Consider the following 20,855-nt stretch of genomic DNA (forward strand, 5'->3'; position numbering starts at 1 on the left):
ACATGGGCATTCTCGCGTGGATCGTTTTTGGCCTGATTGCTGGCGTTATTGCTAAGTTGATTATGCCTGGACGGGATGGGGGCGGTTTCATTCTGACTTGTATACTTGGGATCGTCGGGGCCGTTGTCGGCGGCTGGCTCGCGACACAATTTGGTTATGGCGGAGATATTACTGGCTTCAACTGGCACAGTTTCCTGATCGCGGTGTTGGGTGCGATTGTCGTGCTGGCCGTATTCCGGCTGTTCAGACGAGGTTAACCGCCAGTTCCTCCGTTTTTGAGACAAAAAAGCCGCAACAATCGTGTTGCGGCTTTTTACTGCGCGGGTGTTATTGTGCGACGGCTTGCTGCTGTTTTGATGGCTGACTCGTCGGTTCAACCTTCGCGGCAGGCTGCTGTGCCGGCTGCGTTTGCGGTACGCTGTCGCACGGTTTCTCTTTCGGACAGATCAGGTCGAGCATTTTCAGCGTCACACCGTTGGTCCAGCCGAAACCGTCCTGCAGCGGATATTCACCGCCGCCGCCACCGGTGCCGGTGGTGCTGACATCATATTTCTCGACCAGTTTTTTCTCACGATCGTAGGTGTGCTGCACATTGGTCAGAAAACGCCAGCTCACTTCCATCGCCAGTTTCTGTTGATCGTAATTTTGCAGACCCGCTGTTGCCACCCATTGCAGTGGTGCCCAGCCGTTCGGCGCATCCCATTGCTGGCCGCTGTTGACTGTGGTGGTCGCGATCCCTCCCGGTTTCAGCAACCGTTCTTTTGCCGCGCTGGCCACTTTATCAGCGCGATCTTTGGCGGCAGCATTGACAAACAGCGGGTAAAGCGCCGCGGCTGTAAGCTGATTACGTACCTTTTTCGTCTTCAGATCGTAATCCGCGTACCAGCCCTCTTTTTCATTCCACAGATTGGCTTCAATACCTTTCTGACGCGCGTTCGCCAGCGCATCGTACTGGCTTGCTTTTGCGCTATCGCCGGCTGCCTGATAACTGCGGGCGAGCATTTTTTCCATCTTGAACATCAGCGCGTTCAGATCGACCGGCACAATGCTGGTGGTCCGAATGGTGCCAAGCTGATTAGGATCGTCCATCCAGCGGGAGCTAAAATCCCAGCCCGACGCGGCGGCAGAACGCAAATCGCGGTAAATCTCGGTTGCCGGGCGATTGGGGTTGTTTTTGGCCGTTGTCACATCATCCAGCCACGACTCCGGGCGCGGCGTATCGCGATCGTCCCAGTAGCGGTTCAGAACGCTGCCATCGCTGAGCTTAACCACGCGCTTATTGGCCTGACCTGGCTGCAACGTATCTGCACCTTCCATCCAGTATTGGTACTCTTTTTCCATTTGCGGCAGCCAGGTTTTCAGCGCTTCGTCACCGTCGTGCGTCGCCAGCAATTCCACCATCAACGAGAAGAAGGGCGGCTGCGAGCGGCTCAGATAGTAGCTGCGGTTGCCGTTAGGAATATGGCCCCAGGTGTCGATTTCATGACCAAAGTTGGTGACCATGTCTTCAATCTTGTCCCAGTGACCGCTCTCGGCAAGGCCGAGCATCGTGAAATAGCTATCCCAGTAATAGACTTCGCGAAAACGACCACCCGGCACCACATAGGGTTTTGGCAGCGGCAGCAGTGAATCCCACTTCCCGGCGCTGTCGGTGGTGCGTGTTAACACCGGCCACAGCCCGTCGATATGTTCACGCAGGTTTTGCCCTTCAGGCGGAACATACTTTTCACCCTCTTTGGGCAGCGTAAAGTTCACATCCACAAAGTGGCGCAAATCGAAACTGGTTTGCATGCGCTGCATACGGTAATCCGCGAGGATCATCAGCGGGTCGCCTTTCGGCACGGCATCGGCAAAGGTTTTTTGATCGCGAAACAGCTTAGCGGTTTGCACATCACTAAAGAGCGGACCGAGCAGAATATCCGGTGGCTGCAGCGTATTTTGCGCCTCGGCGGCGAAAGTGTGAGTAGCTGTGGCGAGTAACGCGCCGCCTAACGCGATTTGCATGACCAGCAGCAGAGCGCGCGGTCGGTGTAGAACAGGTCGTGTCATCGATTATTCTCCTTAGCGGGTGCACAGCGGTGCTGCCGCAATAAACCTTGCACAAAACCATAGTCGAATCTGAAACAAATCGTGTGTCGCGTTTGGCATTTTACGCGATTCCAGACAATTTCCCCGTCTGGATGGCAGAGCAGGGGGCGGATTTTTATGCTACCCATGCCCGAGTGAATAATGCCCGCTGACACCAAACTTGTTCGCCAGTGTGCTTTTTATTTATTCGCTAAAAGCCCGCAGCGGGTAAATAGTGCGCTGTGTCAATTTTGCTGAAAGGTTTCGTTTATTGTACGTTCACGAGAATTAAGTATTGCTACATAATTTAAGGCAGGGAAAAATTTCATATGAAAGTAAAGAATGTTCCCCACAGGGACTGTTACATCCTTGACTATCTTGCTATGGAAATAATCTATGTTTGTTCAATATATTTTGCCTATCGCCGTGTAAATAACATATTTGCTTACCTTTCGAGTTAATCCGTACTTTTATTCAGGAAATTTCACTACTAAATATTGTAGGGTTTATCACGTTAAATTAGTTTTTAGGATTCATCCTATCTCGTAATTTAAAATATATGCTATTACGTTTCTCTCAATAATATCTATTAATTATCAGTGATTTATGCAAATATTCCGCGCCACTATAAAAGTGGTGGTTGGCATCTTTACGGATTTTCATCTAAAGTGAAATTCTTTCTTGAGAATTGTCCTAATTTGCAAAAAAATTAAATAATAGTATTTCAACAGGTCGGAGATCATATTGAATTGAATAATCTGATCTGTAAAATTGTGTCACGATAGTCAATGAAAAGTAATATTATTGCGGCCTGTCCCTGCGACAGACTCGTGCGGTAGCTATGCCTTTTATTCATTATCTGAGCGTTTAACTGGACATGGATTTGCGTCATTTAGAGCGATTTAAATACCCTTTCCAAAACGCTCCAGGTCAACACAGTAATATATTTGCAATGGAAAAAAACGTTATGAACATGCGAATGGTATTGGCTCTTCTTTTTGTCTTTGGCGTTTCGGCTTGTAAAGCGCCACCTAAGCCCGCCCCAACCGATGACACCATCGTCACCAGCGAAGTGAACGGTGTCACGCTGACACACCGCTACGCGGTGATTCCGCCGAAGGAATTCCAGCCTATCAAACAAGACTATCGCGCGCTTTACCCGGCGTCGGTGATGAGCACCCCGGATTACGGCGGCAAAGTGATTCGCCAGCTGCAAGCCGGTAAAACCTACGTGGTTCTGGGCCAGGTTGAGCACTTCTGGATGGCGCTGGCCGATGAAGGTCAGGAAGAGTTGATTGGTTATGTGCCGATGCGTGCCGTCGTGAAAAGCGAGCTGTACGAAAAAACCCTGCGCGATGATAAACGCCGCGTAGTGCGTAAAAAACAGACCTGCGTGACTGTCGATGGCAGCGGTAAGGCTTGCAAAAACGCCAACTCCGGAACGTGGATCATCAATTAATCCAGTCGTGACGAGTACCTGGTATGAATAATAATTCGGTTGTACGCCAGATTAGCCTGGTGTTTTTCTTTGTGCTGGCCACCCTGGCCAGCGGTTGTGGTTCCTCTTCACACAGCGTACCTACCAGCTATAACCTTCAATTCAGGGCTCATCCGCAAATCAATGAGTCCGCTCCCCTTAAAGTCAGGGTGTTGCTGTTGAAATCGGACGCGACATTTATGTCCGCCGATTTCTGGTCGCTGCAAAACAACGCAGATAGCGTACTTGGCGCCAACCTGCTCAACAGTGATGAATTTTTCCTGATGCCCGGCCAGTTGTCGAAAACGCTGAGCGGTAAAAGCGCGCCCGACGCCCGTTACATTGGCGTGATGGCGGAGTATCAGGCGCTGGATGGCAAAAAATGGCGGATGTCCTTACCGCTCCCGGTACAGGGAGAGACGCACTTCTACGAATTCTGGAAATCGTCGTCTGACGAACTGGAAGCTAACATCTTTCTCGACGTCAATGGCATCCGTGTGATTTCCAAATAGCGCCAGTCTTAACAGGAAAACCGTATGAACAAAGCAGAAAAGGTCGTGTGGACCGAAGGTATGTTTCTGCGCCCTCATCACTTTCAGCGTGCGGAAAGCTATCTGCAGCACCATATTCGCGAGTGGGGGACACTGCAGCGCCCGTATCTTTGGGGCTACCTTGATATCGAGCTCGACGATGCCATGCTGCGCCAGGGTTGTATTGCCCTGAGTTATGCCAGCGGTTTACTGCCGGATGGCACGTTCTTCTCATTCCACGATGCTCGCCAGGCGCCCACACCGCTGGCTATCCCGGACAACATCAATAATGAGCGCGTGGTACTGGCGCTGCCTGCCCGTCGCGGCGGGCGTGATGAGGTGATCTTCAGCGAGGAGAAAGATTCGCTGGCGCGTTATGTCACCTGGGAAAGCGAAGTCGATGACGATAACGCCATGTCCGTAGGGCCGGCGGCGGTGCAGTTTGGTCGTCTGCGTCTGAAGCTGATGCTGGAAAAAGATCTCTCGGCAGAGTGGACGGCGATCGGTGTCGCGCATGTCGTAGAAAAACGTAACGATAACCACGTTCGAATTGATAGCCGTTATATTCCGCCGATGCTGAATGCGGTTAACAACCCGGCGATTTACGCCATTATCAACGATCTGCAAAGTTTGCTGATGCAGCGTAGCCAGCAGATTGGCCAGCGTCTGCGCCAGCCGGGGCGTTTTAATACCTCCGAAATGGTTGAATTTACGCTGCTGGCGTTGATTAACCACCATGTTGGCCAGGTTTCGCATCTGAAAACGCTGCCGATGATCCACCCGGAAGAGTTGTGGCGCAGCTGGCTGGCGTTCGCAACCGAGCTGACCACCTGGACCGCGTCGCGCTCGCCGGAAGAGACGCTGCCGGTTTATGACCACGACGATCTGGCCGGGTGTTTTGGCAAGTTACAACTGATGCTGCGCAGCGGGTTGTCGCTGGTGATGGAAGAACACGCCATCCAGCTGCCGCTCACCGAACGTACGCACGGGTTGAATATCGCCACCTTGCCGACCACCACCATGGCGCGCGAGTTTGGTTTCGTGCTGGCAGTGAAAGCCAGCGTCCCAGGCGAGATCCTGCAAACCCATTTCCCGGCCCAGATGAAAGTCGCGCCGGTGACCAAAATCCGCGACCTGGTGCAGTTGCAACTGCCGGGTATGAAGTTGCGCACCATGCCGGTCGCGCCGCCGCAAATTCCGTGGCATGCCGGTTACAACTATTTCGAACTGGAAAAGGGCGGCGAGCTGTGGAACGAAATGGAGAAATCGGGGGCTTTCGCACTGCATCTGGCAGGTGAATTCCCGGGTCTTGATATGGAGTTTTGGGCCATCCGTAGCCCGACTGAATAATACAGCGAGCGCACAATATGCAGGAACAACAAGCCTCCGGCAGCGATGCCGCTCTGGCAGGAGCAAGTGGCAACAATCCTTTGGTCGCGGCCGCCAATCCGCTACTTAACGCGATACCGCAGATCCGCTATTCCGTTTCTCATGATGATCAAAGCGGTCTGCGCCAGCACCTGATTGATGAAATTCGCCGTTTTGAAGTGCGCTGCCAGCAATCCGGGCTGGCCTACGAAGTGATCGTCGGCGCCCGTTACTGTTTATGCACCGCGCTGGATGAAGCGGCAGCGCTCACACCGTGGGGCAGCCGTGGCGTCTGGTCCGGTAGCGGTCTGCTGGTGACGTTTCACAACGAGACCTGGGGCGGGGAGAAATTCTTCCAGCTTCTGGCGCGCTTGTCGCAAAACCCGCGCGAGCATATCGCGCTGCTGGAGCTGATCAACTTCTGCCTGTTACTCGGTTTCGAAGGGCGGTACCGGGTGATGGACAACGGTCGCACGCAGCTGGAAACCATCAAGCAGCGCTTGTGGCAGATGATTCGCGGAGTGCGCGGCAACTATCCGCCGCCGCTGTCGCCGCATCCGGAAGATCAACCGGTCATGCGCAAATTGTGGCGTCCGGTTATTCCGCTGTGGGCGTGTGTCGGGCTGGCGGGCTTTCTCGCCTGTCTGTTTTATATCGTGCTCAACTGGCGTCTGGGTGACAGCACCAACCCGGTGCTGGCGAAAATCTACCAGACCCAGTTGCCGGAAGCCTCCATCGAGCAGCCGGTACAAAACGTGCAGCCGGTGCTTAACCTGCGCGCGTTTCTGCGCCCGGAAATTCAGGCAGGCCTGGTGGCGGTGCGCGATGAAGCCGATCGCAGCGTGGTAACGCTCAAAGGCGATGGCCTGTTTGCCTCGGGATCGACGGTGGCACGCGAGAGCTACGAACCGGTTATCGACCGTGTTGCGCAGGCGATGAACAACGTGAGCGGCAAAATTCTGGTGGTGGGTTTTAGTGACAACGTGCCGATCCGCAGTGCGCGTTTCGCCTCGAATTACGAGTTGTCGCTTGAGCGCGCGCGTTCTGTGCAGTCGCTGCTGCAAAAACACCTGTCGCAACCGGCGCGTGTGAAAGCGGAAGGGCGAGGGGAGATGAACCCGATAGCACCAAACAACTCGGCTGAAAACCGCGCCCGTAACCGTCGCGTAGAGATTACTTTGCTGGTGTCGCCGGGAAATACGGCCGCCGAGCTGAACGGATTGCCGCAAGGAAACTAAAGGATGAATATGTTGCTTTCATTGCTGACCAACCGCATTTTGTGGGGTTTCCTTGGCGTAACGGGGCTGGCCGCAGTTATCTGGATGATTGGCCCGCTGCTCTCCGTCGTGGACTCCCGCCCGCTTGAGTCTGAGCAAAACCGCATGATAACCATTGCGGTGATGTACCTGATTTGGGTTCACAGCCACATTGTGCCGCGTCTCTACAACGCCTGGCTCAACCGCAAGCTGATGGATAACCTGAAAAGCGAAGAGGCGAAAGATCCGGTTGAGCGCAAACGCCTCAATAATGAAGATCAGGTGCTGAACGAGCGTTTCGAAGAAGCCGCGCAGGTACTGAAAAAAGCGCACTTTAACCAGCCCGGTCAACGCGGACAGTGGGCGCAGCGCTTCAGCACCCAGTATCTGTATCAACTGCCGTGGTATGTGATTATCGGCGCGCCGGGTTCCGGTAAAACCACTGCGCTGGTGAACTCCGGCCTGCAATTCCCGCTGGCCGATCGCTTCGGTAAAACCGCGCTGCGCGGTATTGGTGGTACGCGTAACTGTGACTGGTGGTTTACCAACGAAGCGGTGCTGCTTGATACCGCCGGGCGTTACACCACGCAGGAGAGTGAGCAGGTTCAGGATGCGAGCGAATGGCTGAAATTTCTTGGCCTGCTGCAAAAGTATCGCCGTCGCCAGCCGATCAACGGCGTGATTGTGACAGTCAGCATTGCCGATCTGCTCACCCAGTCAGCCGAGGCCTCGCGCGAACAGGCGCTCAACCTGCGCCAGCGTTTGACCGAGTTGCATGAACAACTGGGGATCCGTTTCCCGGTGTATGTGCTGGTAACCAAGGCGGACTTGCTTAAAGGTTTTCGCGCGTACTTTGCCGGCTTTGATAAAGCGCAGCGCGATCAAATCTGGGGTTTCACCTTCCCGTGGGAAAAAGCCAAACTGGCGGATTTTGACCTGCAGGGCAGTTTTATTCAGGAATTCGCGCTGCTGCAACAGCGCCTGGACGCGGCCCTGCCGGATACGCTGCTGCGTGAAAGCGATGCGCAAGCCCGCGCGGAATGTTTCCTGTTCCCGCAGGAGTTCGCCGCGCTGCGCCCGTTGCTGGCAGACTATCTGAACACCATTTTCGCCCGCTCCAACTTTGAAACCGAGTTCTCTCCGCGCGGTATCTATTTTGCCAGCGGTACGCAAGAAGGCCTGCCGTTTGACCGCGTGATGGGCGAGCTTAACCGCGCGTTGTCGCTGCCGCAGGGCAAATCAGGCGATAACTGGGATTCGGTCAGCAAAGAGGAGCCGGTGCCGGGCGGGAAAGGGCAGAGCTTCTTTATCAAGCATCTGCTGCAAAACGTTATCTTCCAGGAAGCCGGTATCGCCGGGCAAAACCGCTGGTGGGAACTGCGCAGCCGGGCGGTGATCTGGTCCGGTTATGCGGCGCTGCTGGCGCTGCTGATTATTATCAGCGCCTTGTGGTTTACCAGCTACGGCAACAACCGTGATTATCTGGATGAAGTGCAGGCCAAAGTACCGGCGCTTGACCAGCAAATCAAAGCGCTGCGTAACCGCCAACAGGGCGATCTCTTTGCCTTGCTGCCGCTGCTTAATGGCCTCTCTGCACTGCCGGAAAGCGAGAAGTTTGACGTCAATAACCCGCCGATCACCCGCCGTATGGGGCTGTATCGCGGCAATGATGTGGCGGATGCCTCGCAAACCCTGTACCAGAAAGCGCTGCAACAAATGCTGCTGCCGGAAGTGGCGATGCGCATCACCACCTGGCTGCGTAACGACAACGGCAGCGATGTGGAATACAGCTATGAAGCGCTGAAAGCCTATCAGATGCTGTATCAGCCGAAGCATTACGACGGTAAGTTCCTGCACTCATGGGTGATGCTCAATCTGCAACGTAACCTGCCGCAGAACGTCACCAAAGCCCAGCTAAGCCAGCTTGAGTGGCATCTGACGCAACTGCTGGAGCCGCAAATTCAGTCGTCGCCGTATGCCAAAGACGAGGCGCTGATTAGCCGCGAACAGGCATTGATCAACCAGCAACCGCTCTCCACCCGCGTTTACGGGCGGCTGAAACGCCTGCTGGAGCGCGATGAAAACCTGAAACAGGTGTCGCTGGCGTCGCTAGGCGGCCCGCAGAGCGAACTGGTTTTTTCCCGCAAAAGCGGCAAACCGGTCGGTGAGGGGCTGCCGGGGTTGTATACCCCGGATGGTTACTGGAACAGTTTCAATGCGCAAATCGCCCCGGTAACCGCTTCGCTGCATGAAGATGATGTCTGGGTGCTCGGTTCCACCACGCAAGCGGAAGACAAACAGCAGACCGATAACGCAGTACGCCAGCTGTATGCGCGTGATTTTATCGCCATCTGGGATAACTTCTTAAGCGACATCCAGCTTAACAACAGCGCGGATCTGAACCAGCGCATCAACACCGCGCGTCTGCTTTCCGGGAACAACTCGCCGCTGCGCCGGCTGGTTATCAACCTCAGCCAGCAGTTGAAACTCAGCCGCGATGACGTAGGCGATGGCAAAGAGAAAGCGCCGGAGAGCAGCAACCGTGGCACGCAAATGCTCGAAACGCTGTTCAGCAACCATGACAACGCGTCAGCCACGGCAAACGCCGCCAGCCAGACGCCGGAACAGCGTGTCACCGAACATTTCGCGCCGATCATCGAACTGGCGCAGCCGCTGGAAAAGGGCGGCAAGACCATCGTGTTTGATGATTTTCTAAAGCAGGTTGATGAGCTTTATCGTTACCTGACCGCCGTGCAGGATGCCGCCAACAGCGGAATGCCACCGCCGGGCGGTGAAGTGATTAGCCGTTTGCAGGCCAGCGCCGGGCGTTTACCCGGCGGGCTGCAAACCATGTTCAGCAATATGGCGGTTGGCGCGAGCAGTGATACCCAGCGCCGGGATATGGAAAACGTGCGCAAGCGCATCAGCGTTGAAGTGGGCAGCTTTTGCCGCCAGGCGATTGCCGGACGTTACCCGTTAGTGCGTTCCGCCAGCAGCGAAGTTACCCCGGACGATCTGGCGCGCATGTTTGCTCCTGGTACCGGTCTGATGGATGTCTTTTTTCGCGACAACCTGACCAACAAAGTCGATACCACCCAGGCAACATGGCGTTTTATGCCGGGCATCGATGGCAAAACCTTGCCGGGTAGCGAAGGTGTGCTGGTGCCGTTTCAGCAAGCGCAATCAATTCGTGACGCGTTCTTTGCCAACGGCAGCGCAACACCGTCATTTCGCACCACGGTGCGTACGGTGCGCATGGATAACACCATCCTGAATATGACGCTGGATGTGGACGGACAAATCCTTCGCTACAGCCACGGCCCGCAGGCGGTGCAAATCGTTAGCTGGCCGGGTTCCGGCGGCACCAACCAGGTGCGTATGCAGTTAGGGCTGGCCAATGGCACAACCGCTACGCTTGTGACCAACGGCGCCTGGGCGCTGAACCGCTTTTTCGATAAAGCGCGCGTCAGCCCCGGCAGCAGCAGCCTGAGCCGCCAGGCGACATTCACGGTTGACGGACATCAGGTGACGCTGGAATTCGCGCCGAACAGCATCCGCAACCCGTTCCAGCTTCCACGTTTCGCATGTCCTTGAACTGCAAAGGAACGCCTAATGACTACGACTTCTGCAATTAGCTGGTATGGCAAACTGCCCAGTGCGGGCGATTTTTTACAACGCCGCTTTCCTGATGCGCTTCAGCGTCAGTGGTCCCACTGGTTTCAGGTGGGGTTGATGAACTGGCAGAAAGAAGAACAGCGCACAAGTGACCGGCAGTTCAGCAATGCGCCAATCTGGAATTTCGTTGTGCCGCCGATGCTCGGCGGGCAGCAGGTGCAAATGGGCTGTCTGCTGCCAGGGCGCGACAGCGTTGGTCGCCAGTATCCACTGTGTGCGTTGATGGCGATTAACCCGCTGGAGTGGTCGCCGCGCCATTTAGCGAAAGCGGGCGACTGGTATGAACAACTCGGGCGCACCATGCTGCACGCCGTGCGTAATGGTTTTTCACCCGAACAGCTCGACCAGGCGCTGCTCTCCATTCCACCCGTGCAACTGGTGGAACCGGAAACGCGCTCGGAAATTCTGGATGTGATTGGTTATGACGGCGACGGCGAATCCACCATCGGCTGGCGACAGGCCGCCGAATGTTTTGATCCGCTGCGCCAGATAAGTTTCTGGTGGACCAACCGCAGCGATGGCTACCCGCTTTACACTCATGTGCACAGCGGCAATTTTACCGGCCAGTTATTCACGCTGTTATTTGAGCCGGCGGGTGGCGCAAGACCTGGTCGCCACGGCCTCTACCCACCGATGTTTGAAGAATAAGCAGGTTGCGGATGACTATAGAATCGTTACTCGCTCCGGTCAGCCCGGAGCAACCGTGCGGTGAGAATCTGGAGTACGACGCCGATTTCCAGGCGATGGAGCAGGCGAGTCTCGGCAAAGCCGAGCAGCAGTTTGGCAGCACCATTATTCCCGCCGAACCGGCAGACTGGACGCGGGTGGAAAAACTGGCCACCGGGCTTCTGGCGCGTACCAAAGATATCCGCGTGATGATGGCGTTAACCCATGCGTGGACTCGACGTCGCGGGCTGGAAGGCTATGCTGATGGTTTAATGCTGTTAGGTCAGGCGCTGGCGCTGTACTGGGATCAACTCTGGCCTTCGCTGACCGACGGTGGTGAATTCGACCCGTTTTATCGCATTAATGCGCTGGCGGGGTTAAGCGATAAATCTGCGCTGACCACCACGCTGCGCCAGGCGACGCTGCTGCGCAGCAACGGCGATGAGCTAAACGTGCGCGACGCGCAGGCATTGCTTGACGGCAGCAAAACGGAATGTGCAGGCTACCCCGGCGGCCGGGTGCGTCTGATCGATGAACTCACGCGCGGCGGACAGCCTGGCATTGAGGCTATCTGCCAAATCGAAGGGCGTCTGCAAACGATCCGTACATGGTTGCTCGAACAACTGGGCGAAAGCGGGGTGCCGGAAATGGAACAGTTACTCAAAACGGTCGGGTTAATTGCCGGTGTCAGCCGCGCTAACCGCACGGAAGAGCAACAGGCGACAGAACAAACGGCGCCTGCGGATAGCGCACCGCAACCGGTCGTCGCGACATCGCTTCCGGCGCATACCGACTGGCGAACCGCGCAGGTCACCACGCGCGCCGATGCGCAACTGATGCTGGAAAAAGTGAAGCAATACTTCACCCAGCACGAGCCGAGCCACCCCGCGCCGTTGATGATTGACCGCGTGCAGCGGCTAATCGAACTGGACTTTATGGAGATTATTCGCGATCTGGCGCCCGATGGCGTGAATCAACTGCAAAACATCTTTGGGCGTCAGGACTGACGCGTACCGAGTTATGACGGCAGGCGCGTTGCCGGTCGTCAAACCTTCACCGCGCATATTCGATGGAGAACATCATGGCAATAAGTAACAGTGGTCAGAAATTTATCGCCCGCAACCGTGCCCCCCGCGTACAGATTGAGTACGACGTGGAAGTGTACGGCGCGGAGCGCAAAATCCAGCTTCCGTTTGTGATGGGCGTAATGGCGGATCTGGTAGGGAAACCGGTGGAGAACTTACCCTCTATTGAGGATCGTAAATTCCTCGAAATCGACGTCGACAACTTCGACGAACGCATGAAAGCGCTGAAACCGCGTGTGGCGTTCAACGTCGACAACACGCTGACCGGCGAAGGCCGTCTGAACGTCGATTTAACTTTCGACAGCATGGATGACTTCCTGCCAGATGCGGTGGCACGCAAAGTTGAGCCGCTGAACAAACTGCTGGAAGCGCGCACGCAGCTCTCCAACCTGCTGACCTATATGGACGGCAAAAACGGCGCGGAAGAGCTGATTGCCAAAGTGTTGCAGGATCCAACCCTGCTGAAATCGCTCAGCCAGTTACCGAACAGTGAAGACAGTGCGCAAGGTAAAGAGGAGTAAACCATGAGCAACCCTTCTCAACAGCAAGAACTGCAGCAGGGCGCACAGGCCTTCAGCCAGGATGAATTCAGCGCGCTGCTCAGCAAAGAGTTCCGTCCGAAAACGGACCAGGCGCGTTCCGCGGTAGAAAGCGCGGTAAAAACGCTGGCGCAACAGGCGCTGGAAAACACCGTCACCTTTTCCAGCGATACCTATCGCACCATTCAGAACCTGATTGCCGGGATTGATGAAAAGCTGTCGCAGCAGATTAACCAGATAATCCACCATGAAGATTTCCAGAAACTGGAAAGCGCGTGGCGCGGTCTGAGCCATCTGGTGAACAACACCGAAACCGACGAGATGCTGAAAATCCGCTTTATGAGCATCTCCAAGCAGGAACTGGGCCGTAACCTGAAACGCTTTAAAGGCGTGGGCTGGGACCAGAGCCCGCTGTTCAAAAAAATCTACGAAGAAGAGTACGGTCAGTTCGGTGGCGAGCCGTTTGGCTGCCTGGTTGGCGACTACTACTTCGATCACAGCCCGCAGGATGTCGAACTGCTGGGCGAAATGGCGCGCATCGGCGCGGCGGCGCACTGCCCGTTCATTACCGGTACTGCGCCAAGCGTGATGCAGATGGAATCCTGGCAGGAGCTGGCGAACCCGCGCGATCTGACGAAAATCTTCCAGAACACCGAGTACGCCGCCTGGCGTTCACTGCGTGAATCTGAAGATGCCCGTTACCTTGGCCTGGTGATGCCGCGTTTTCTGTCGCGTCTGCCGTACGGTATTCGCACCAACCCGGTTGACAGCTTCGATTTCGAAGAAGAGACCGATGGCGCGAACCACAACAACTATTCGTGGGCGAACGCCGCGTACGCGATGGCAACGAACATTAACCGTTCGTTCAAAGAGTACGGCTGGTGTACGTCGATTCGCGGTGTGGAATCCGGTGGTGCGGTAGAAAACCTGCCATGCCATACCTTCCCGAGCGATGACGGCGGCGTGGACATGAAGTGTCCGACCGAGATCGCCATCAGCGACCGTCGCGAAGCAGAACTGGCGAAAAACGGCTTTATGCCGCTTATCCACCGTAAAAACTCCGACTTTGCTGCGTTTATTGGCGCGCAGTCGCTGCAAAAACCGATGGAGTATCACGACGCCGACGCGACCGCTAACGCACGTCTGGCTTCGCGTCTGCCGTATCTGTTCGCCTGCTGCCGTTTTGCGCACTACCTGAAGTGCATTGTGCGCGACAAAATCGGCTCTTTCCGCGAGCGCGACGAAATGGAACGCTGGCTGAACGACTGGGTGATGAACTACGTCGACGGTGACCCGGCGAACTCCTCGCAGGAAACCAAGGCGCGTAAACCGCTGGCTGCGGCAGAAGTGCAGGTGCAGGAAATCGAAGACAACCCGGGCTACTACGCGGCGAAATTCTTCCTGCGTCCGCACTACCAGCTGGAAGGTCTGACCGTTTCTCTGCGTCTGGTATCCAAACTGCCGTCGCTGAAAACCAAAGAGGCGTAAGCCACACAGGCCGGCTTCGTTAACCACAAGGATGTGACGATGCGACATCGCATTATGTTAGCCGGTCTGTTGTTCTGTTCAGCGTTGAGCTGGGCAGAACAGGATTACACCCCGCGCGCGCAGGCGTTGCCGCAAGACGATACCGCCAATTTTTTGCGCGACCCGGCGTTGCTCACCAGCCAGGATGTGAATATGCGCGGCGAGCGCTTTTTCAACGCCTGGACATCTAAAAGCAACGAGCGCGAGCGCATTAAAGCCGATCTCTATTTATTAGGCGTGCTGGATACCACGGAAGGGACAGTCTGGTGCAGTTACCGGCGGTTTAAATCCATCACGCTGCATGAAATTGTGTATAGCTACTTTCGCAGCTTGCCACCTGAGAGGCTGAAACAGGAGCGCGCGTCGAGATTAATTATCGAAGCGATGACGCAGCATCATGGTGGCTGCGAAAAAAACAAACCATCGCGCAATAAATAACGCGAGCGAATTATCTGAACGCTGATAGTGCTATTTCCGTAACGCCACGTCGTTATATTGGCGTCAGAATGTCATGAATTCTTTCTCTCATCCGAGGGAATGAGTGTTTCTGAACAGATGCATAATCTTTTCAGAATCAAACGAGGCAGAGGTAAAATATGGACGGTTTTATTCGGCCCCATGCTTACCCGTTTGCCATATAAGCGCTTTTTCGAAAGCAATATTTATCATTAACGAAGAGTAAATATTATGGCTATTGATATGTTTCTGAAGGTCGATGGAGTTACGGGTGAATCTAAAGACTCTAACCACACCGGCTGGACTGATATCACATCTTTTTCCTGGGGTGCTTCACAACCTGGAAACATGAGCGTTGGCGGTGGCGGCGGTGCCGGTAAAGTCAATTTTAATGACCTGCATGTTAACGCACTCATTGATAAATCCACGACGGCTATCCTGAAACATTGCGCCAGCGGCAAACACTTGACCAAAGTTGAGCTGTCTGTCTGCAAAGCAGGCGGCCAGCAGGTTGAGTATGCACGCATCACCCTGGAAGATGTGCTGGTGACTTCCGTTCAGTACACCGGTGCTGACAACGGCGACACCGTAGGTGTGACCTATGCATTCCAGGCTGCGAAAGTGAAACAGCAGTACTGGGAGCAGTCCTCTTCCGGTGGTAAAGGTGCTGAAACCAGCGCTGGCTGGAACATCAAAGAAAACAAAGAAGCGTAATCGCTGTGGTGAGCCCGCAAGGGCTCACCTTGTTTTTTTTCACCCTAATCATTATTTAAATTTTTAAAAGCTGTCTCTTTTTTATATTGAGTGAGTCACGTTGTCCCCAACAGAATAATTTGCTACTCAAACGCAGCCGCTTTTATGAAAGCTGTTTCTTTTGAGTGCGTATAAATATTAAAGAATATTTTGAGGATGAACGAATGAGTGTTATGCGCAAGGGTGATCGTGGTACGAATGTTAAAGAGTTACAGCAGCTACTGAATAAATCGGGAGCGAAAGTCGGTGAAGATGGTATTTTCGGCTTAAAAACCGAAATTGCCGTCAAACAATTTCAGGCGAAACAGAGTTTACATGTTGATGGCATTGTCGGGCGACGCACCCTTGCTGCATTGGGTAAACCGGTCACTACCCGCGCGCCGCAGCCGCCTATTTCCGGCAGCGCCGGGCGACAGGCTGTCGGAGCGATGGATATTTCCGCCAGTGGCATGACATTTATTTTTCATCGCGAAGCCTGGGCAAACAAAAGTTGTTACCTGCACTGGCCAGGCGGCGCGAGCGGCGTGACGCTCGGGCCGGGCTACGACATGAAAGAGCGCTCCGAGCAATCTATCAAAGCGAAAATGATTGAAATCGGCATTGATGCGGTAACCGCAGAAAAAATCAGTAAAGCCGCCAAATTGCACGACGACCAGGCAAGTCAGTTTGTTGCGGATAACGCGAAACTGGTGCGTCTTACCGCCGATCAGGAGACAAATTTACTGCGTGCCACCGTTCCGCCATACGTTAACGCGGTGAGAAATGGTATTTTTGTGCCGCTGAAGCAGTATGAATTCGACGCGCTGGTCTCCTTTGCGTATAACCCCGGTGGACGGCTGAACAACGTGTTTGGTTTTATCAACCGCGGGCAGATCTCTGACGCGATGACAGAAATTAAACGCGCGAACACCAGTAAGCACAAAGTTATGAAGGGTTTGATTAATCGTCGTAATTTTGAAGTGAATCTTTTCTTAAACGGCGACTACGGGACAAATTGATCAATGACGACTCACACTAAACAGATCGTAGCGGCAACGCTCACTTGCCTGGCGCTGTTCTCTTCGGCGGCGCAGGCGGGCAATTCACCGGTACAGGGCGAGTGGCAGGTTGAAAAAGCGTTTATTAATACCGAAACAGAACGCACCCTGAACTATCAGTTCAACGATGATCGCCTTGTCGGGCGCTTTCTGAGCGTGACGCCGCAAGGCATCAGCACTACGCTTCCGGGCGGCTCGGATTGCCAGTCACCCGCGATGAAAGAAAGCAGCAGCACGCTGGATGCCTGGGTTGCAGCCACGCAGTCCATCCCGGAGAAAGACGCGGCGAAAACCTATGAGCTGGGGTTAGACGGGAAAACGAAAACGCAGGTTGAAAACATTACCTGCGCATCGGGTCACTTTGCTAACGGCGATGCGGGTAGCGACGCCAGTCTGGCATTCGTTAATCAGCGCTTACTGCTGAACTGGACGGATGGCACCATCCTTTTACTCACGCCGGTGGATAAAAACAGCAAACCGCAGGCCTCGTTTGATTGTGCAAAAGCCGCTTCCGCACCGGAAAAAGCGATTTGCGGCGATCGCGAGCTGGCGGCGCTGGATAACAGCGTTGCCCGTTCTTACCGTTCGTTCCGCAAAGAAGCGGTAAGCCTGGGCAATAAAGATCTGGAAAACAAACTGCAATCGCAGCAGAAAGCCTGGTTGAGCCAGCGCAATAGCTGCAATGGCGATGTGCAATGCCTGAAAAAATCGATGAACGATCGTCTGGAAACGCTGGCGCACAGCCTGGACGGGGTCTGAGTCGTTTCGTGTAATAAAGGGATGGCTGGTTGCCATCCCTGCTAAGCAGTAAGACCTTGTACGTATTGCATGTGCGCCACTGGATGAGATGGCAGGGAAAACATGACAGGAAGCATCATTCGATTTACCCCGGCTCGCGTGAAATGGGTCGTCTTAGCCGCACTGGTGTCGTTGAGTCATGGTGCTGCCAGCGCAGCAGAAGCGCCATCCTCCATTTTGGGGGCATGGCGTATTATTTCCGCTGAACCGGATCACCAGGCCACGGCAAGAGTCTCAACCATCCCTGGCGATCCACGTTATGTAGGAAGAGTCATTCGTTTAGATGGAAACTCAGCTTATGGTGAATTGATATGGGATGTCGACTGCCAGCAGCCTACGTATACCACCCAATCCCCGATGACGCTTGACGAGGCTATTCTTAAAACGTCCGGTGAACGCTATGTCGAACCCAGGACTCCGGTCGCGAAGGATTTCGGTTTCGAACAACCGGGAAGTCTGAAAATTACACCGATCCTTATACAATGTAAGTCTGGTTATCTTTCGACTGATGGCGTGTCGATCAAAAACTGGGTTGCGCTGCTATCAGACGATAGTGCGGTAATGAACTGGTTTGATAATAGCTATGTTGTTATGCAACGCGTGAAACCCGATGAAAAAGCAAAGCCCAGTTTTTCCTGTGATGCAAAACTGAACGCTATTGAACAAACTATTTGCAGCAGTGATGATCTTTCTTCTTGGGATCGCAGCGTGACCGACGCCTACACCATTCAGTTGCAGCAACAGCAAGAAATTGACCCGGCGGATAAAGCTGCGTTAGCTGGCATGAAAGCGGCGCAGCGCGACTGGCTTAAAAAACGCAACCAGTGCCAGACAGACGCGGCCTGCTTAACAAAATCGATGCAACAACGGACCTTTGAATTGGTCAGTAAAATCCAGTAAAACAAGAGACTTATCCGGTGGCTGCGCCGGGTTCGCGAACGTCGACCTTCTTTTCGCTTGTCTTCAAACGCAGCCGTTTTAGCTAAAGCGGCACCGTTTGAGTGCACATAACTCCAGCAGGAATACGCGATGCGATTCACTATTATTACCAGTAAACCCGGTCATCAGCCGCCACAAAGTAGCTGCGACTTTTATCCCCCGGGCGGCACCATTGGCCGCGGCACGGACAACAATCTGGTGCTGCCGGACAACGACCGTTCCATTTCACGTTTGCAGGCAATTGTTCATATCGCCGGCAATGGCGAATGCCGCGTCACCAACCGTGGCAACGTGACCCGCGTCGTACTGAATGACATCCCCCTGGAACGTGGTCGTCAGGTTGAGCTGCAGGATGGCGATATTCTTGGCATCGATGAATACCGTATTGAAGTCACCGATCTGATTCAGGATACCCGCCCTGTCACCCGCATGGCTGAAGAGATGTACCCGAAGCCAGCGCAGCCGCAGGTGGCAAAACCGGCACCCGCTCCGGCGCAGAAAAACGCGCCAGAAGGCGCACCGGCGTCCGTGCCGACGGAAATCTGGGACAGCCTGATGCAGGAGTTTTCCATCTCCGACAGCATCTCCAGCAGCCGTGCGAAACCGCAGGAAGCGCAAAATCTTAACCCGTTCGCCGCGCCGAAAGGGCCGGAGCGCAACCCGGAAGATCCGCTGTCGCTGCTCAGTAACAATGAACCGCTGGTGACGCCGAAATCGCTGGCCTCGGATCAGCTGTTTAACGACGAGCAGTTGTTTAAAAACGACAGCATCTTCAACGATGCTACGCCTTCTACGCTGGTGCCGCCGGTTGAACCGACACAAAAACCGCACACGCCGGATAGTGACGAGCTCGATCCGCTGGCGCTGTTTGGCGGTAGCGCGAGCACGAAGCAAACCCGCAGCGACGATCCGCTTGGCCTGCTGAGCGGCGCGGTGCCGCTGGCGCATGCCGATGAACTGGCGGCGCAGAAACCAGCTGAATCACAGCCAATCATCACCGATCTGAACACGCCGGAAGCACCGCCAACCGCTCAGCCGATCATTACCGAGCTGCGCCCGGAAGATTTGAGCGCAACACCGCTGTTTGCCGACGACGCGCCGGAAGAGGTGCAGGAGCCGCAGGATTATGCCGGTATCACGCTGCCAACACCGCAAGCGGTACAGCGCAGCGCCGCGCAAACGCCGAAAGGGCGTCTGCGTATCGATCCGGTACAAAGCAATGGCGCAAAAAGCGCACCGTCTGCCAGCACCGGCGACAGCGGTGATGTGCTGAAAGGCGAACTGCTCGATGCGCTGCTGGAAGGCATGGGGCTTGGCGACATGCAGCCGGTGCCGCAGTTTGATAAAGAAAATATGCGCCAGTTCGGTCAGATGCTGAGCATGTTCTCGCAGGGCACTGTCGCGCTGTTATCGTCGCGTTCTATTCTGAAACGCGGTGTAAAAGCGGACATGACCATGGTGCTGGACGATGCGAACAACCCGTTCAAACTGCTGCCGTCCGGTAAAACCGTGCTGATGCAGATGTTCGGTACGCGTATGCCTGGCTTTATGCCGCCGAAAAAATCGGTGCGTGATGCGCTGATCGATTTACAGGCGCACCAGCTGGGGATGATCTCCGGTATTCGCGCCATTATCGCTGCCATGCTGCAGCAGTTTAACCCGGAGCAACTGGAAGATGACGCCAAACGCGACGGTGCGACCGCGCGGCTTGGTGTGCTCTCCAACCGTAAAGCCGCGTTATGGGATTACTACGTGCGTACCTACGCCCAGACCGCCGGTGAGATTGACGATGACTTCCACACCCTGTTTGGCGAAGCGTTCCTCCACGCTTACGACATGGAAGTCAACCAGTACAAAGACTCACAAAGCGGATCGGAAGAATGAATATCAGCACGGCCTCTATTTCGCGACAGGGCGAACGTGCCAGTAATCAGGATCAGACCGGGGAAACCATCGGCGAGCGCGCCGCCTGCTTTGTGGTCTGCGATGGCATCGCCGGTTTACCCGGCGGTGACGTGGCGGCGCAACTGGCGCGAAACGCCATTATCACCCGGTTCGACGGTGATGAGCACCTCAATGCCCAGTACATTCGTCAATACGTGAATGGCGCGAACCGCGCCATCCGCGAAGAGCAAAAAGCGGTGCAGGATTATCACCGCATGGGCACCACCATGGTGAGCCTGTTTATCGATCGCGATTACCAGCTTGCCTACTGGGCGCACGCGGGTGACAGCCGCTTGTATCTGTTTCGTCGCGGCTGGCTTTACCACGTCACTACCGATCACAGCCTGGTCCAGCAGATGAAAGACGCCGGACACCAGACCGAAGGCATCAACGGTAACTTGCTCTATTTCGCGCTGGGGTTGGGCGAGGATGAGCGTGAACCGAGCTACAGTGATGTGGTGCCGATTGAAGATGGCGATGCTTTTTTGCTGTGCACGGATGGTTTCTGGCACGGCGTCACCGAGGAGCAGATGCAACAGTCGCTGCACATGGTGAATACGCCGGATGAGTGGCTGACGTTGATGAATCAAATCCTGCTGAAAAACGGTGTCGGGGCGCAGACCCAGCAGGACAACTATAGCGCCGTAGCGGTGTGGATGGGCACGCCTCAGGAGACGACGCTTTTGCATACGCTCTCTGAAGCCGCGCAGTTTTTCCCTCTTCGTGATTGATACAGCT

18 protein-coding genes are annotated in these 20,855 nt (G+C 54.9%); 17 read left to right on the plus strand and 1 reads right to left on the minus strand.

Annotated elements, in window-relative coordinates:
* The first annotated feature begins 2 nt into the window (after positions 1-2).
* Complete coding sequence (locus JKP81_RS04180; protein ID WP_017457007.1) at positions 3-257, plus strand: GlsB/YeaQ/YmgE family stress response membrane protein; 255 nt, start codon at positions 3-5, stop codon at positions 255-257.
* Between the two features lie 70 nt (positions 258-327).
* Here the strand turns inward: JKP81_RS04180 and JKP81_RS04185 are convergent, their stop codons facing one another.
* The gene (locus JKP81_RS04185) at positions 328-2,049 is read right to left on the minus strand and encodes an alpha,alpha-trehalase (RefSeq protein ID WP_200550691.1); all 1,722 of its coding nucleotides are present in this window, start codon (positions 2,047-2,049) and stop codon (positions 328-330) included.
* Between the two features lie 985 nt (positions 2,050-3,034).
* Between JKP81_RS04185 and JKP81_RS04190 the strand changes: the two genes are divergently transcribed.
* The 16 genes from JKP81_RS04190 to JKP81_RS04265 all read left to right on the plus strand — a co-directional run bounded on the left by JKP81_RS04190 (position 3,035) and on the right by JKP81_RS04265 (position 20,848).
* Positions 3,035-3,526 carry a hypothetical protein gene (locus JKP81_RS04190; RefSeq protein ID WP_017457009.1) on the plus strand — a complete coding sequence of 164 codons (492 nt, stop codon included), beginning with the start codon at positions 3,035-3,037 and terminating at the stop codon, positions 3,524-3,526.
* Positions 3,527-3,549: 23 nt separating this feature from the next.
* On the plus strand, positions 3,550-4,056 hold the full coding sequence (gene tssJ / locus JKP81_RS04195) for a type VI secretion system lipoprotein TssJ (RefSeq protein WP_016495647.1): 507 nt from the start codon (positions 3,550-3,552) through the stop codon (positions 4,054-4,056).
* 24 nt (positions 4,057-4,080) lie between these two features.
* The gene (tssK, locus tag JKP81_RS04200; protein WP_200550692.1) at positions 4,081-5,424 is read left to right on the plus strand and encodes a type VI secretion system baseplate subunit TssK; all 1,344 of its coding nucleotides are present in this window, start codon (positions 4,081-4,083) and stop codon (positions 5,422-5,424) included.
* A 17-nt stretch (positions 5,425-5,441) separates the two neighbouring features.
* Positions 5,442-6,680 (plus strand): DotU family type VI secretion system protein, encoded by a 1,239-nt coding sequence (locus tag JKP81_RS04205; protein ID WP_097405798.1) that lies wholly within the window; start codon positions 5,442-5,444, stop codon positions 6,678-6,680.
* A 3-nt stretch (positions 6,681-6,683) separates the two neighbouring features.
* Positions 6,684-10,292: a type VI secretion system membrane subunit TssM gene (gene tssM / locus JKP81_RS04210; protein WP_200550693.1), complete on the plus strand. Its 3,609-nt coding sequence runs from the start codon at positions 6,684-6,686 to the stop codon at positions 10,290-10,292.
* Positions 10,293-10,310: 18 nt separating this feature from the next.
* Positions 10,311-11,021 (plus strand): type VI secretion system-associated protein TagF, encoded by a 711-nt coding sequence (tagF, locus tag JKP81_RS04215; RefSeq protein ID WP_017457013.1) that lies wholly within the window; start codon positions 10,311-10,313, stop codon positions 11,019-11,021.
* A gap of 11 nt (positions 11,022-11,032) precedes the next feature.
* Positions 11,033-12,046 carry a type VI secretion system protein TssA gene (gene tssA, locus JKP81_RS04220; protein ID WP_200550694.1) on the plus strand — a complete coding sequence of 338 codons (1,014 nt, stop codon included), beginning with the start codon at positions 11,033-11,035 and terminating at the stop codon, positions 12,044-12,046.
* 74 nt (positions 12,047-12,120) lie between these two features.
* Entirely contained in the window at positions 12,121-12,645 is a 525-nt protein-coding gene (gene tssB, locus JKP81_RS04225; protein WP_016495653.1) for a type VI secretion system contractile sheath small subunit, read from the plus strand.
* 3 nt (positions 12,646-12,648) lie between these two features.
* Positions 12,649-14,151: a type VI secretion system contractile sheath large subunit gene (gene tssC / locus JKP81_RS04230; protein ID WP_017457015.1), complete on the plus strand. Its 1,503-nt coding sequence runs from the start codon at positions 12,649-12,651 to the stop codon at positions 14,149-14,151.
* A 39-nt stretch (positions 14,152-14,190) separates the two neighbouring features.
* The gene (locus tag JKP81_RS04235) at positions 14,191-14,628 is read left to right on the plus strand and encodes a Rap1a/Tai family immunity protein (RefSeq protein WP_200550695.1); all 438 of its coding nucleotides are present in this window, start codon (positions 14,191-14,193) and stop codon (positions 14,626-14,628) included.
* Between the two features lie 249 nt (positions 14,629-14,877).
* Positions 14,878-15,360 (plus strand): type VI secretion system tube protein Hcp, encoded by a 483-nt coding sequence (locus tag JKP81_RS04240; RefSeq protein WP_017457017.1) that lies wholly within the window; start codon positions 14,878-14,880, stop codon positions 15,358-15,360.
* 203 nt (positions 15,361-15,563) lie between these two features.
* Positions 15,564-16,397: a peptidoglycan-binding protein gene (locus tag JKP81_RS04245; protein ID WP_200550696.1), complete on the plus strand. Its 834-nt coding sequence runs from the start codon at positions 15,564-15,566 to the stop codon at positions 16,395-16,397.
* Between the two features lie 3 nt (positions 16,398-16,400).
* Positions 16,401-17,195 carry a lysozyme inhibitor LprI family protein gene (locus tag JKP81_RS04250; protein ID WP_200550697.1) on the plus strand — a complete coding sequence of 265 codons (795 nt, stop codon included), beginning with the start codon at positions 16,401-16,403 and terminating at the stop codon, positions 17,193-17,195.
* Between the two features lie 102 nt (positions 17,196-17,297).
* A complete protein-coding gene (locus JKP81_RS04255) occupies positions 17,298-18,134 on the plus strand; it encodes a lysozyme inhibitor LprI family protein (protein WP_200550698.1) in 837 nt (278 codons plus the stop codon).
* A gap of 129 nt (positions 18,135-18,263) precedes the next feature.
* Complete coding sequence (gene tagH / locus JKP81_RS04260) at positions 18,264-20,057, plus strand: type VI secretion system-associated FHA domain protein TagH (RefSeq protein WP_200550699.1); 1,794 nt, start codon at positions 18,264-18,266, stop codon at positions 20,055-20,057.
* Entirely contained in the window at positions 20,054-20,848 is a 795-nt protein-coding gene (locus JKP81_RS04265; protein ID WP_017457022.1) for a PP2C family serine/threonine-protein phosphatase, read from the plus strand. The genes tagH and JKP81_RS04265 overlap by 4 nt, the downstream gene beginning before the upstream one ends.
* The last annotated feature ends 7 nt before the right edge of the window (positions 20,849-20,855 follow it).

The organism is Kosakonia sp. LAM2021, from assembly GCF_016620385.1.
Lineage (GTDB): Bacteria > Pseudomonadota > Gammaproteobacteria > Enterobacterales > Enterobacteriaceae > Kosakonia > Kosakonia sacchari.

Excerpts from the sequence above, each read along its gene's own strand:
- JKP81_RS04180 (WP_017457007.1), top strand. The coding sequence starts at position 3 with ATGGGCATTCTCGCGTGGATCGTTTTTGGCCTGATTGCTGGCGTTATT.
- JKP81_RS04185 (WP_200550691.1), bottom strand. The coding sequence starts at position 2,049 with ATGACACGACCTGTTCTACACCGACCGCGCGCTCTGCTGCTGGTCATG.
- JKP81_RS04190 (WP_017457009.1), top strand. The coding sequence starts at position 3,035 with ATGAACATGCGAATGGTATTGGCTCTTCTTTTTGTCTTTGGCGTTTCG.
- tssJ (WP_016495647.1), top strand. The coding sequence starts at position 3,550 with ATGAATAATAATTCGGTTGTACGCCAGATTAGCCTGGTGTTTTTCTTT.
- tssK (WP_200550692.1), top strand. The coding sequence starts at position 4,081 with ATGAACAAAGCAGAAAAGGTCGTGTGGACCGAAGGTATGTTTCTGCGC.
- JKP81_RS04205 (WP_097405798.1), top strand. The coding sequence starts at position 5,442 with ATGCAGGAACAACAAGCCTCCGGCAGCGATGCCGCTCTGGCAGGAGCA.
- tssM (WP_200550693.1), top strand. The coding sequence starts at position 6,684 with ATGAATATGTTGCTTTCATTGCTGACCAACCGCATTTTGTGGGGTTTC.
- tagF (WP_017457013.1), top strand. The coding sequence starts at position 10,311 with ATGACTACGACTTCTGCAATTAGCTGGTATGGCAAACTGCCCAGTGCG.
- tssA (WP_200550694.1), top strand. The coding sequence starts at position 11,033 with ATGACTATAGAATCGTTACTCGCTCCGGTCAGCCCGGAGCAACCGTGC.
- tssB (WP_016495653.1), top strand. The coding sequence starts at position 12,121 with ATGGCAATAAGTAACAGTGGTCAGAAATTTATCGCCCGCAACCGTGCC.
- tssC (WP_017457015.1), top strand. The coding sequence starts at position 12,649 with ATGAGCAACCCTTCTCAACAGCAAGAACTGCAGCAGGGCGCACAGGCC.
- JKP81_RS04235 (WP_200550695.1), top strand. The coding sequence starts at position 14,191 with ATGCGACATCGCATTATGTTAGCCGGTCTGTTGTTCTGTTCAGCGTTG.
- JKP81_RS04240 (WP_017457017.1), top strand. The coding sequence starts at position 14,878 with ATGGCTATTGATATGTTTCTGAAGGTCGATGGAGTTACGGGTGAATCT.
- JKP81_RS04245 (WP_200550696.1), top strand. The coding sequence starts at position 15,564 with ATGAGTGTTATGCGCAAGGGTGATCGTGGTACGAATGTTAAAGAGTTA.
- JKP81_RS04250 (WP_200550697.1), top strand. The coding sequence starts at position 16,401 with ATGACGACTCACACTAAACAGATCGTAGCGGCAACGCTCACTTGCCTG.
- JKP81_RS04255 (WP_200550698.1), top strand. The coding sequence starts at position 17,298 with ATGACAGGAAGCATCATTCGATTTACCCCGGCTCGCGTGAAATGGGTC.
- tagH (WP_200550699.1), top strand. The coding sequence starts at position 18,264 with ATGCGATTCACTATTATTACCAGTAAACCCGGTCATCAGCCGCCACAA.
- JKP81_RS04265 (WP_017457022.1), top strand. The coding sequence starts at position 20,054 with ATGAATATCAGCACGGCCTCTATTTCGCGACAGGGCGAACGTGCCAGT.